The organism is Coriobacteriaceae bacterium, from assembly GCA_025992705.1.
Taxonomy (GTDB): domain Bacteria; phylum Actinomycetota; class Coriobacteriia; order Coriobacteriales; family QAMH01; genus QAMH01.
The window spans coordinates 2,133,114-2,146,237 of sequence record DAJPGJ010000001.1 but is presented as its reverse complement, the minus strand read 5'-3'; the positions used below and the strand labels follow the sequence as shown (position 1 = coordinate 2,146,237).

Annotated in this window: 8 protein-coding genes; 6 read left to right on the top strand and 2 right to left on the bottom strand. The window is 58.7% G+C overall.

Translation table 11 applies throughout. The annotated features are described in order from the left end of the window. Positions 1–182 precede the first annotated feature (182 nt). Both OIM11_09305 and OIM11_09300 read left to right on the top strand, forming a co-directional pair. A complete protein-coding gene (locus tag OIM11_09305; GenBank protein HJJ01316.1) occupies positions 183–869 on the top strand; it encodes a helix-turn-helix transcriptional regulator in 687 nt (228 codons plus the stop codon). Between the two features lie 5 nt (positions 870–874). Next, positions 875–1,786: a DUF4097 domain-containing protein gene (locus tag OIM11_09300; GenBank protein HJJ01315.1), complete on the top strand. Its 912-nt coding sequence runs from the start codon at positions 875–877 to the stop codon at positions 1,784–1,786. 8 nt (positions 1,787–1,794) lie between these two features. Here OIM11_09300 and OIM11_09295 read toward each other — a convergent pair whose 3' ends face one another. Both OIM11_09295 and OIM11_09290 read right to left on the bottom strand, forming a co-directional pair. Continuing rightward, complete coding sequence (locus tag OIM11_09295) at positions 1,795–3,363, bottom strand: BspA family leucine-rich repeat surface protein (protein ID HJJ01314.1); 1,569 nt, start codon at positions 3,361–3,363, stop codon at positions 1,795–1,797. A 162-nt stretch (positions 3,364–3,525) separates the two neighbouring features. Beyond that, positions 3,526–6,930: a BspA family leucine-rich repeat surface protein gene (locus tag OIM11_09290; GenBank protein ID HJJ01313.1), complete on the bottom strand. Its 3,405-nt coding sequence runs from the start codon at positions 6,928–6,930 to the stop codon at positions 3,526–3,528. Between the two features lie 183 nt (positions 6,931–7,113). On the opposite strand from OIM11_09290, the gene OIM11_09285 reads away from it, so the two are divergent. From OIM11_09285 to OIM11_09270, 4 genes are all read left to right on the top strand, one after another. Further along, entirely contained in the window at positions 7,114–8,256 is a 1,143-nt protein-coding gene (locus OIM11_09285; protein HJJ01312.1) for an MFS transporter, read from the top strand. Between the two features lie 90 nt (positions 8,257–8,346). Further along, on the top strand, positions 8,347–9,363 hold the full coding sequence (gene galE / locus OIM11_09280) for a UDP-glucose 4-epimerase GalE (GenBank protein HJJ01311.1): 1,017 nt from the start codon (positions 8,347–8,349) through the stop codon (positions 9,361–9,363). Positions 9,364–9,373: 10 nt separating this feature from the next. Then, the gene (locus tag OIM11_09275; GenBank protein ID HJJ01310.1) at positions 9,374–11,119 is read left to right on the top strand and encodes an ABC transporter ATP-binding protein/permease; all 1,746 of its coding nucleotides are present in this window, start codon (positions 9,374–9,376) and stop codon (positions 11,117–11,119) included. Further along, complete coding sequence (locus OIM11_09270) at positions 11,120–13,012, top strand: ABC transporter ATP-binding protein/permease (protein HJJ01309.1); 1,893 nt, start codon at positions 11,120–11,122, stop codon at positions 13,010–13,012. Positions 13,013–13,124 lie beyond the last annotated feature (112 nt).

Genomic DNA, 13,124 nt, shown 5'->3' with positions numbered 1-13,124 from the left:
CTTGTCATTTCGACCGGGATGCCGGGCTATAGCATGCATTATTCCCGCTTATTGACAGGTGCAACCGACGGTTGCGGCCGATAAAATGCAAATTGACTACGAGAGATGCTAGTGCAACCAGGGCGTAAACCGTATGTTTGGCGAGAGGAAAACGCATGACACCAAAACGAAGGGAACCACGCATGAACGTCGAAATCGCGCAGCGTCTTGCAGCCATGCGTCGCGAGAAGGGCTATAGCCAAGAGGAGCTTGCCAACAGACTCGGGCTCTCGCGTCAGGCCGTTTCGAAATGGGAACGGGCCGAGTCATCGCCCGACACGGGGAACCTTATCGCGTTGGCCGATCTCTACGGTGTGACGCTCGATGAGCTCGTACGCGTAGATGTCGACATCGCCGACGATGTCCGCTTCGAGGAGGCGGACAAGGAAACGACGGTCGAAGTAACCGCTGAGACGATCACGGCGGCAGCCGAAAGTGCAGCGGCGACAGCGGCCCGTGCTGAGGCGGCTGCACGGGTGCACGAGCTGAAGGACGAGCTGAAGGACGCCGTGGCGCAGGCAGCGGCCGATGCACAACCCAAAGCGCCCGATACGCCGCAGCCGCCACCGCCCGATCCAAAGACGCGCTATGCACCGCAGGCTCCAGAAGGTTCGCCAACATCCGGACACCCTGCACGCAGCCCCTGGGCGACATTTCCGTATCCTATCGCCTGCGTAATCATCTATTTGGTCATGGGCTTCGTTTTTGGCTGGTGGCATCCTGGTTGGGTGGTCTTTCTCACCATTCCCATCTATTACTGGATAGTGCGTGTTGTCGAGGATGACCCCAATTGGCGTGCATCCCATGATGACACGTTTTCGAGGGGCTGATGATCATGACACGATTGACCAATTCCTCATATGTGAAGATAGGCCTTCTTGTGCTCCTGGCCATCGTGCTGTGCGGTGGTATCGTTAGTTGCTCCGCGCGCTGCACGCCAAGCTACGACTTCGACTATTCCTACGACGATGTCACCATGCGCGAGACTGGCGCGGGTTCTGTCGCCGGTGCGGATGTTCAAAACGTCGCCATCGCCTGGGCAGCTGGCTCTGCGATCGTCACCGTTTGCGACGATGCCGAGACGAATGGCGAGGTGGTCTTTACCGAGACGGGTTCGGCCGTACGCAGCCATCCTCTGCGCTGGACCTGCGAGAACGGTACGCTCTATATCAGTTATGACAGCCTGAAAAACGGCATCTTCGGTTGTTCGAGCTTTGGCTCCAAGCAGCTTGAGGTCAAGATTCCGCGTAGCGTCGCACAGGCGCTCGTTCGCTTCGAGCTCGATGTTGCTTCGGGTGATTACACGGTCGAGGGTCTGACATGTCAGACTGTGAAACTCGGCATCGCTTCCGGTACCGTTGAGGTGACCGATGCGGTTGTCCAGAATCTCAAAGCCGACATTGCGAGCGGACGCGTTGCCTTGGCCGGTGATTTCACCGATACGCTTGATCTGAAAATGGCCAGCGGCGATGTCAGCATTTCGACTAGGCAGTGTCCCAAGAGCGGAAAGCTGGACATCGCGAGCGGCTCGGCAAACGTTACGCTTCCAGGCCAGAGCGCTTTCGAGCTCTCCTACGATGCCCTGTCGGGTCGAGTTGATAGCGATTTTTCCGTGCGATCGGGCACGCCCTATGCCGGACCGCCCAACTCAAACGGAAGCACTGTCTACGGTGATGCGAGTGCCGAGGTCACGGGACGCTTTGACGTGGATATGGCAAGCGGAAACCTTGCCTTCCGCAAGATGTAGGTCGACCGCTAGAAGTCGATGCCGTGCCAGCCGATGCCCTCGTCGCGCCAGCCCATGTCGATGAGGACGTCGCGCTCGCCCCAGTCAGTCGTGTAGTGATGATTGTTTGAGAAGGCGTTGGGATTGTATACGCGATAAACCGGCACGCGCTGCTCGGTGTCGGCATACCAGCCAACGCCTTCGTCGTTCCATCCCGCATATATGAGGACGGCGCGCTCGATTTCGCTTGTCGTGTAGTGATGCTCGCCCGCATTGGGGTTGTAGAGGCGGAACACAGGGGTGCCCCATGAGGGAGCGGTCCACGCAATGCCTTCGGGCTTCCAGCCGCGCCACATGAGGTCGTTACGCTCTTCGACGCTTGCCGTATAGAAGTGCTCACCCGAGTTGGGGTTGTACATGCGGTACATGGTTTGGCCCTGATCCGTTGGATTGGGGTCTGGCTGCGGCTCGGGATCGGGAATCGGTTCGGGGTCTGGTGTGGGCTCGGGTTTGGGTTCCGGCTCGGGATCGGGCTTTGGCTCGGGCTTGGGCTCCGGCTCTGGATCGGGCTTGACGGCGGTGGGGTCGGGAGCAACCGTGAACTTCGCATTTGCCGAACCGGTGATGGAGACAATGTCGATGGCATGTTCGCCTTCGGTCAGCGTCTGGAGATATGAGGGTTTGAGCGCGACGATTGTCGAGCCCTCAGTGACCTCGTAATTTGCGGCATCAACGGAGGTGCCGTCAACCTTCACGCTCTCGAAGAGCAGGATATTCGCATCCGAGCGAAGCGAGAAGCCGTCCTTGGAGCCTTTCGTCCAGGTGACCGCCGTCTCGTCGGTGATGACGGGAGCCTCGACCGCGGGCTTGAGGTTGGTATATGTGTCTGCAATACCTTGGCGGTCGGTATAAATCTGCTCCGAAGTATAGGTTTCGCCTGTTGTTGCAGATTGCCATTCGCTTTCCGGAAGCTTGCTCTCCTCACTCGTGAAACGGAACTTGTCGCCAAGCTTTACGCGGACGAGGGAATTGCAGTTGGAGAAGATGCCTCTCATATCCGAACATGCGCTCGTATCAAAACTTGACAGGTCAACGGCAACAAGGGAGGTACAACCAGCGAACATACCGCCCATGCGCATAAGATTTGAGGTATCAAACGACGAGAGGTCAACCATGAGCAGGGAGCTGCAAGCGGAGAACATACTGCTCATGTTGGATGCGTCGGTCGTGTCGAGATTGGATAAGTCGACGGTGACGAGCGAGGAGCACCCGCGAAACATGCCGCCCAGGCTGCCGGCGTAGATGCCATCGGCAAGCTCGACGCTTGTGATGCTAGCGGCCTGCGCTTGCCATGGTGCGTTGCCAGAAATGCTCAGTGTTCCGCTTTCCCCGTTGACAGGCCAAATCTTCAGCTTGCCGGTATCGTCGATCTGCCAGAGAAGGTCACCGTAGGCTTGGGCGTCGGTTGCCTCCTGGGCGATAAGGGGTGCATCGTGGTTCTTTGCCTGCTCTGGTGTCGCAAGCGCCATCGTCGGCATAAAGGTTGCCGCGAGTGCCAACGCAAGAACATATGCTCCGATTCGTTTTAACGTGCCCATACTCATCATCTGCTCCTTTTGCCGATGAAACCCGAGGATCGAGATTTCTCGACGCTACTCACTTTGCTCGCTCCACTCGAAATGACAAAGGGGTCAATGTCATTCCGACCGAAGGGGCCGCCAGGCCCCGGAGCGGAGGAATCTCTCCACTCCATTGTTAACTCATCGACTGATGCCGTGCCAGCCAACGCCTTCGTCCTGCCAACCGATGGAAAGCAGGATGTCACGCTCGCCGACATCTGTCGTGTAGTGGTGGTTATTCGAAAAGGCATTGGGATTGTATAGGCGATACAGTGGCGTGCGATATGCGGTGTCGGAGTACCAGCCGATGCCCTCGTCATTCCAGCCTGCCCAGATGAGGGAGTCGCGCTCTTCGACCGAAAGCGTGTAGTGGTGCTCGCCAGCGTACGGGTTGTAGAGACGATAGACGGGGTCACCCCATGCCGGAGCGGTCCAGCCCACGTCCTCGCCGCGCCATCCGCACCAGATGAGGTGGTCTCGCTCCTCGATGCTCGACGTGTAGAAATGCTCGCCGGAATTGGGGTTATAGAGGCGGTACATCGGATAGCCCTCGTTGCTTGGCGGCTGCCAAGGATCATCAGGGCCAGATGGGTTATCCGGTCCCGGCGGAGTTGGACCGGAATCATCGGGATTATCGGGGCCCGGTGGGGTCGGGTCGTCTGGTCCCGGGTTGACGCTTGGGTCGTCACCAACCGTGAAGGTCGTGCTTGCCGCGCCCGTGGCCGAGACGATCTCGAGCGTGTGCTTGCCATTGGGAAGCGAGACAAGGTAGTCGCGCTTGAGGGTGACGATGGTCGACCCCTCGCGCAAATCATACTTGCTCGATTCGATCACTTTACCATCGACTTTTACATGCGTGAAAATGATAAGAGGTGCGCTCGAGCGGAACTCCGCCCCGCTTGTCATGCCCCGATGCCAGCTTGCGTTCGCGCCAGCTGTGATTGTGGGGACTTCGTCCTTGATGTCGTGGCGTTTGGCGTAGGTGTCCGCGACGCCCTTGCATTCGGTGGCGATTTGATGCGAGCTGTAGATCTTCTGCGTGGATGCCGCCTGCCAGAACGCCTTGGGAAGCTCGCTTGCTGTTCCCACGAAGACGAACTTCTCGCCCAGGGTCAGCTTGTCGAGCGCCTCGCACCCTTCGAAAATGCCGTCCATGACGGTGACCTTGGAGCTATCGATGCTCGAAAGGTCAAGTTTCGCGAGCTTGGAGCAGCCGGAGAACAGCGCGCCCATGTCCGTAACGCCGGGAGTGGCCACGTCGGTAAGATCGATTGAGGTCAACTGCAGGCAGTCCGAGAACATGCCATGCAAGGAGGTGAGCTTTGTCGTGTCGATGCCGGTAAGCGTAGCCGACTCAAGGGCGGAGCAGCCTGCGAACGTGGAGCCCATGCTCTCGACGTTGGCTGTGTCGATGGTGGAAAGGTCGATGGAGGGAAGCGAGCTGCATCCCTTGAACATCGAGTCCATGTTCGTCACGTTGGCAGTCTTGAAGCCCGTGAGGTCGGCGGAACGCAGTCCCGAACAATCCTCGAACAGGCTACTCATGTCACGGACGTAGACGGTGTTGATGTCGGCCAGGCCAAGGGACTCGACCGATTCCAGCGCTGCGCATCCCTTGAACATCGAGTTCATGTTCGACAAGCTCGAAGTGTCCAGTCCGGAAAGCGACGATGCACGGAGGCTCACACAGCCCTCGAACATCGAGCTCGTATCCGAAACGCCGTCAAGATTGATATGCGTGACTCCTGATGCGTCAACCGAGGGCAGACGCGTGCATCCTTTGAACATGGCGTTCATGTTCCTGAGATACGTCGTGTCGGCATCGCTGGCGAAGATGAGTGATGCGAAGGCGCTGCATCCCTCGAACATCGAGCTTACGTCCATGGCTCGCGCAAGGTTGTTGTGCGAGAGGTCAAGCCCGCTGAGTGAAGTGCATCCCTTGAACATGGCATTCATGTTCGACGCACTGCTCGTGTCAAGGCCCGCGATGTCGACGGCGGAGAGCGAGGTGCATCCCTCGAACATCGAGCTCATGTCCGTTACACCCGAAGTGGCGACTCCTGCAAAACTCAGGGTCCTGAGCGAGGTGCAGCCTTTGAGCATGCCGCTTGTGCTCTTTGCAGCTGGTACGTTGAGGTTCGAAATATTCAGCGACATGAGCGAGGTACAGCCCTCGCACAGGCTTTCGAGGCTCGTTGCCTCCGGGATGTTCAAACCGGAAAGACTAAGGGTGGCAATCGAGGAGCAATCCTTGAACATGCGAGCCATGTTTCCCACGCTCGCCATGTTAAAACTTGCCAGCTCGACCGAAGTGAGTGCAGCGCATCCCTCGAACATCGAGCTCGTGTCGATGATGTTTGCGGTGCTCAAGTTGGGCAACATGAGCGAGCTGAGCGATGAACAGCCCTTGAACATGGAGTTCACGAGGGTGAGCTGGGTGGTGTCGAAACTGGAGAGGTCGAGCTGCGTGAGCTTGGCACAGCCCTCGAACATCGAGCTCATGGACATGGCTGCCGAGGTCGAGAGACCGCGGACGTCGAGCCTTGGAAGCGAAGCACAGTCCGCGAACATACGCGTCATGTTCGATATGCGCAAGGTGTTGAGATTCGAGATATTGAGCGAGGTGAGCGATGCGCAGCCATCGAACATGGCCTCCATGTCCGAGACAAGCGTCGTGTCGAAGTGCGAGAGGTCGAGCTGCGTGAGCTTCGCGCAACCCCTGAACATCGAACCCATTTCAAGGACTTTTGCGGTATCGAAGTTCGAGATATCAAGTGTGGTCAGGGAGGCGCACCCATCAAAGAGATTTGCCATGCACGTGACGAAGGACGTGTCGAGGTTGGAAAGGTCTAGCGTCGTGAGCGAGGAACAACCAGCGAAGGTGGAGCGCATGCTGGTGGGGTTGGCACCCGCCAGGCCCGACAGATCGAGGGACTCGAGGGCGGCGCAGCCCTCGAACATCGAGTTCATGTACTTTGTGTTTTGAGCATGGAATCCGCCAAGATCGAGTGACGCAAGTGAGGTGCAGTCTTTGAACATGTCACTCGTGGCGCTGATGTTCTGCAGGTCATGGGTGGAGAGATCGATTGACTCGAGTGATGAGCAGCCTGAAAACATGCCGTCCGTCGCCCATGCACTAGACGTATCGAGTCCCGATAGGTCAATGGACGTCATGGCCGAGCAGCCAGCAAATAGCCCCCGAACCCTGCCCTCGGTTTTGACGCCGGGTTCGATGACGGCAGAGGTGATCTTGGCGGCGTGTGCCCTCCAAGGTGAGATCTCAGTCCAAGGCGCAGTTCCATCCATCTCCCCCAGCGTGCCGCTATCACCGCTCGTGGGGCGGATGGTGAGCTTGCCCGAGCCGTCGATGACCCACGAGCATGTCCCGCTCGTACCCCGGGCGATGTCGGCGGCCTGTGCGGTGAGCGGAGCGTCCTGGGTGGGCGCAGCAATGGCTGTCACCGGCATAAATGCGGTGATGAGGGCAATGGAAGCGAAGGCTGCGATGATCCTCCGCATGGTTGTCATGACGTGGCTCGTGGGCATTGCCGAACCTCCTCATGGTGCAGTAGTCCGAGAGGAGATATTGTACGCCCGATTTGCCCGTCATGCGGGAGCTATTGCCCGACCGTGCGCAAGTGCTAGGTGGAGGGATATTGCGCTATCCTATGGCCCATGCAATTTGCGACACCACAAAAACACCTCGGCCCGCGCACCTTCTTGGCGTGCGTGCTCGTCATCAACGCGTCGTTCATCCTCGCCATCGACATGTATGTGCCGGCATTGCCCCTCTTGCTCGAGGAATTCGACACCAGTGCATCATTTCTCAACCTTACGATGTTCATGTTCATGCTTGTCTCGGCATTTGCCATTCTCGTCGCGGGGCCGCTTACGGACAAGTTTGGCCGCAAGCCCATCCTCATTGTGAGCTGTGCCGTCTTTGGCGCTTCCTCCATCGGCTGCGCGCTTTCGACTTCGGTGCTCATGCTCACGGTCTTCCGCGTCGGCCAGGCTATCGGCTTTGGCTTGGTCGAGACGGACGTGACCGCGATGATCAAGGACGCCTACACCGACAAGGACCTCAAGTTCGCGATGTCGCTCCTGCAATCGCTCGTGATTGTCGGACCGGTGCTCGCTCCGTTTCTGGGCACGCTACTGCTCGCCATAGGTGGCTGGCGCGAGATTTTCGTCGCTCTTGCCGTTATGGGCATTATCGGGCTGGTTATCGCGCTCGTCATTAGCGAGACCATGCACGCGGATCATCGCCTTGCCGCCGGTGTTGTTCCAGCCTTGCGCGACATGATGATGCGCGTGCGCTCGCTGCTCTCCAAGCGTTCGTTTACCGCCATGGCGCTGATTGTGGGTGTCGCAGGCCTGGCATATATGGGTTACATAGCCGTGGCCTCGTATATCCTGCTCGATGACTTTGACTCGGGATATGTGATATACAACCTCGTCTATGCGGGAATCTGTGGCGTGAGCGTGCTTGCGCCTTTTGTGTACCTGCGCATTTCGAAGATGATGAGCCCCCGCGCGCTCACGGTCCTGTGCGCCGTGCTCGGTTTGGTGGCAGCTGCGTTCATGGCCGTATTTGGCATCTGGGGCCCTTTTGCATTCTTCTGCTGTTTCGTGCCCTACGCTCTCATGGAGGGCATCATTCGTCCACATGCCTTCGTGGTGTTGCTCGACCAACCTCCTGACCAAGTCGGGTCGGCCAGCGCTTTTGCCAATTTCGTGTACACGATGCTTGGTGCTGCGGGCACCGTCGTCATGACCTTGCCATGGACGAGCTATGTGGGCGGCCTGGCCATCGTCATGGGCGCCTGCTCCATCATCATGCTTGCGCTTTATGCGTGGGGTCTGCGCAAGTAACCACAAGTCGTTACCCAAATGTACCTTTGCGGCCCTTCCGCTGTGCTATCGTGAATCCTGTTTTTGGAGAGTGGAATGATGGGAAGAGCAATGAAGATTCTTGTAACGGGTGGAGCGGGCTTCATCGGGAGTCATACAATCATCGAGCTCATCGAAGCTGGTCATGAGCCCATTGCCTACGACAACCTGTGCAACGCATCTCCGGTTGTCTTCGACCGTATCAAGGCCATCACGGGAGTCGACGTCCCCTTTATCGAGGGTGATATCCGCGATGAGGCAAAGCTGCGCGAGGTCTTCGCCGAGCATGACATCGACTGCGTGATTCACTTTGCCGGCCTCAAGGCCGTGGGCGAATCGGTCGAAAAGCCCATCGAGTACTACGACAACAATGTTGGCGGCACGGTCAAGCTGCTCGAAGCCATGCGCGATGCGGGCTGCAAGAACATCATTTTCTCGAGTTCGGCTACGGTTTATGGCACGCCGCAGGAGCTGCCCCTGACCGAGGATATGCCCAAGGGCGAGGCGACCAATCCTTACGGGCGCACCAAGTCCATGATCGAGGATATCCTCGCCGATGTGCAGCATGCCATCCCGGACATGAACGTCGTCCTGCTGCGCTACTTCAACCCCATCGGCGCGCATCCGTCGGGCACCATGGGCGAGGATCCTTCTGGCATCCCCAACAATCTCATGCCCTACATTACGCAGGTTGCCGTGGGCAAGCTCGAAAAGCTCGGCGTCTTCGGCGATGACTACGACACGCCCGATGGTACTGGCGTGCGCGATTACATCCACGTCATGGACCTTGCAAGCGGGCACGTCGCAGCGCTCAAGGCGATTAAGCCCGAGGGTGGTCTGTATATCTACAATCTGGGGACGGGCAACGGCACGAGCGTTCTCGAGCTTGTGCACGCCTTCCAAGATGCGACCGGTGTCGAGGTTCCCTATGCTATCAAGCCGCGCCGAGCGGGAGATATAGCAGCTTGCTATGCCGATTGTAGCAAGGCGGCCAATGAGCTCGGCTGGCGAGCTCAATACGACATCGCGGACATGTGCGCGGATTCGTGGCGCTGGCAGCAGGCCAACCCCAATGGGTACAGGAGCTAATCCAAGCATCATGCTCGGGCTTGTCAGGACATACTTCATGCGCTTCACGCCCCTGTTTATAGGGGCGTTCGTTCTTACGGCCATCCGCGTTGGCTGTGACCTCATGATTCCCAACCTCATGAGCGAGGTCATCGACGCGGGCGTCGCGAGCAACGACGTGCCCTACATCTTCCAGACGGGCGGCGTCATGCTGCTCTGGGCGCTCGGCTGCGTCGTCGCCGATATCGCGGCGGGTTTGTGCGCCGCGCGCGCGTCCATGGGGTTCGGGCGCAACTTGCGCAGCGCCGTCTACAAGCGTGTCACCGCGTTTAGCTTGCGCGAGATCGGCGAGTTCGGCACTTCCTCGCTCATCACGCGCACGACCAACGATATCCAGCAGCTTGAGCGCTTCGCGTTGATGACCATGACCATAGCCATGATGGCACCCATCATGTTCGTCGGGGCTGCGCTCATGGCGTTTCAGAAGAGCGTCGAGCTCTCGATAGCCGTGTTTGCGGCCATTCCCGTCATGGCCATCATCGTGGCGATTGTGATGAAGTTCACCGTTCCGCTCCTGCGCTCTCTCCAGGCTCGTATCGACGACCTCAATCGCGTCACTCGTGAGGGGCTCACGGGCATTCGCGTCATCAGGGCGTACAACAAGGAGGATTTCGAGGAGAGACGCTTCTCGATTGCCAACAAGGTGCTCGCTGACACCAACGTCTCCGTCGCGCGTCGCATGTCGGTGCTCATGCCGCTCATCGGCTTCGTGCTGGACCTCGTGATTATCGTCATCGCCTGGGTTGGCGGTCACCTCGTCGATCTGGGCAGTTTCCAGGCGGGTGATCTGATGGCGATCATCCAATACGCCATGATGCTGCTCATGTCGGTCATGATGCTCTCGATGATCTTCATGATCTGGCCGCGCGCGCAGGCTGCCGCCGAGCGCGTGACGGCCGTGTTGCAATGCGAGCCGACCGTGCACGATCCCGACACCGCCGAGCGTATGGAGGTTCCCACATCCGCCCATGCGCATTCCATGCGCTTCGAGGATGTCAGCTTCAGTTTCGAGGGTGCCGAAGAGCCCACGCTCGATGGCATCAGCTTCGAACTCGAAGCGGGCAAGACCTATGCGCTCATCGGGGCGACGGGTTCGGGCAAGAGCGTGCTCGTCGATCTCATCGAGCGTTTCTACGACCCCACGAACGGCCGCATTCTGCTTGACGGCATCGATATCATGCGTATTCCGCAGGCGCAGCTGCGCGCGCTCATCTCGTATGCCCCGCAAAAGACCACGCTGTTCACGGGCACGATCGCCGACAACATTCGCTATGGCAATAGGAATGCCAGCGATGAGGAAGTCGCCGAGGCTGCGCGCGAAGCAGCGGCGTATGACTTCATCATGGAAAAGCCCGATGGCTTCGAGACGCAAATCACCCAGGCCGGTGGCGGCCTTTCCGGCGGGCAAAAGCAACGCATTGCGATTGCGCGCGCCCTCGCCAAGAAGGCGGGGCTCTACGTTTTCGACGATTCCTTCTCTGCGTTGGATCTTAAGACGGATGCCCAGGTTCGTGCCAACCTCAAACGGGCGACGAAAGGGGCCACGGTGCTCATCGTGGCACAGCGCGTCTCCGTTGCCATGGATGCCGACATGGTCATCGTGCTCGACGAGGGGCGGATCGACTCGATCGGTACGCACGAAGAGCTGCTTGGGGCGAGCGAGGTCTACAACGAAATCGTCGCTTCCCAGATCACGGACGAGGAGGCGAGTCGGTAGATGTCTCCGCAGCACAAAAATCCCATGGCGGGCAGCAGGCCTGGTCCCGGCCCTGGTCACCATGGCCCGCATGGTCCCCATGCCGCCATGCCGACGCAGAAGGCCAAGAACGCCAAGGGGACGTTTCGTCGCTTGCTCACGTTCATCAAGCCCGAGATTCCCAAAATCGTCCTCGTGCTCGTCTGTGCCATTATCGCCACGGTCTTCGACATATTCGCACCGCGCCAGTTGGGTTTGGCCACGACGGAGATATTCAGGGCCGGTGTCGCGATTGCCAATGGCGAGCCGGGTGCGGGCGTGAACTTCGATTTGCTTAGGGAGATCCTGCTCGTCCTTATCATCCTGTACGTTTGCTATCAGGTATTTACGTATCTGCAATCGTTCGTGATGGCGCGCGTGGCGCAGAACGTCGTCTATTCGCTGCGCCAGAAGACTGAGGAGAAGCTCAACCGCATCCCGTTGTCCTACTACGATTCGCATGCGAAGGGTGATATCCTCTCGCGCGTCGTCAATGACATCGACCTCATTTCGACGACCTTGCAAGATGGCATGACGCAGGCTCTCACGTCGGTCATCACGATCATCGGCGTCTTCGTCATGATGATGGTCATGAGCCCGCTCGTCACGATCGTCGCCCTATGCACGCTGCCCGTTTCCATCGCGCTCACGGCCGTTGTCGCAAAGCGCTCGCAGAGGTTCTTCCTCGCCCAGCAAACCGCGCTCGGCGTGCTGGATGCGCATATCGAAGAGACCTACGGCGGTCATACCGAAGTCAAGGCGTTTGCCCACGAGGAAGGCGCGATCGAGGACTTCGAGCGCATCAACGACGAGTACTTCGGTCATGCCTGGCGCGCGCAATTCGTTTCGGGTCTGATTCGCCCGCTCATGATATTCGTGGGCAACCTCGCCTACATCGCCATCGTATGCATAGGCGGCTGGCAGGCCGTTGTCGGTGCGCTCACCGTTGGCGAGGTGCAGGCGTTCACGCAGTACATGCGCAACTTCACGCGGCCCATCAGCCAGTTGGCGGGTATTATCAACACCTTCCAGGCAACGATTGCCGGCGCCGAGCGCGTCTTCGAGATTCTCGATCAGCCCGAGATGAGCGATGAGTCGGCGTTGCTCCCCGACACGACGCCACGCAGGGGACATGTGCAGTTCGAGCACGTGCGCTTTGGCTATGACCCGGAAAAGCCCGTCATCCATGATCTCTCCATTGACGTGCAGCCTGGTCAGATGGTCGCGATCGTCGGTCCCACAGGCGCGGGCAAGACCACGCTCGTCAACTTGCTCATGCGTTTCTATGAGATTGATGCGGGCGCTATTCTGCTCGATGGCCACGATATTCGCACCATCAAGCGCGACGAATTGCGCAGTCATATGGGTATGGTGCTCCAAGATACGTGGCTATTTAACGGGACCATTCGCGCCAACATCGCATATGGCGTCGACGACGCAAGTGACGAAGCCATCGAGCGTGCAGCGAGGGCCGCGCATGTCGACCACTTCATCCATACGCTTCCCGAGGGATACGATACCGTTATCAACGAGGAGGCATCCAACATATCAGCGGGGCAGCGCCAGCTCATCACCATTGCGCGTGCCCTGCTCGCGGACCCCGAGATCCTCATTCTCGACGAGGCGACGAGTTCCATCGACACGCGCACGGAGCGCCTCGTCCAGAGGGCGATGAACGAGCTCACGAGCACGCGCACGAGCTTCGTCATAGCGCATAGGCTCTCGACCATTCGCGATGCGGATTTGATCTTGGTGCTGAGGGACGGCGACATCGTCGAGATGGGCACGCACGAGCAGCTCTTGCTGCAAGACGGCTTCTACGCCGAGCTCTACAACTCGCAGTTCAGCGACTGCATCGACGAGGTGGATTACTAGCGCCGGGGAGGTGACAGGGGACGGATGAGACACATTGGACAGGTACATCTGTCTCATTGGGGCTTATGAGACAGATGTACCTGTCCAATGTGTCTCATCCGTCCCTCCCTTA

What these genes read in the sequence shown, in the direction of transcription:
- OIM11_09305 (HJJ01316.1), top strand. Translation starts at nt 183, where the DNA reads ATGAACGTCGAAATCGCGCAGCGTCTTGCAGCCATGCGTCGCGAGAAG.
- OIM11_09300 (HJJ01315.1), top strand. Translation starts at nt 875, where the DNA reads ATGACACGATTGACCAATTCCTCATATGTGAAGATAGGCCTTCTTGTG.
- OIM11_09295 (HJJ01314.1), bottom strand. Translation starts at nt 3,363, where the DNA reads ATGGGCACGTTAAAACGAATCGGAGCATATGTTCTTGCGTTGGCACTC.
- OIM11_09290 (HJJ01313.1), bottom strand. Translation starts at nt 6,930, where the DNA reads ATGCCCACGAGCCACGTCATGACAACCATGCGGAGGATCATCGCAGCC.
- galE (HJJ01311.1), top strand. Translation starts at nt 8,347, where the DNA reads ATGAAGATTCTTGTAACGGGTGGAGCGGGCTTCATCGGGAGTCATACA.
- OIM11_09275 (HJJ01310.1), top strand. Translation starts at nt 9,374, where the DNA reads ATGCTCGGGCTTGTCAGGACATACTTCATGCGCTTCACGCCCCTGTTT.
- OIM11_09270 (HJJ01309.1), top strand. Translation starts at nt 11,120, where the DNA reads ATGTCTCCGCAGCACAAAAATCCCATGGCGGGCAGCAGGCCTGGTCCC.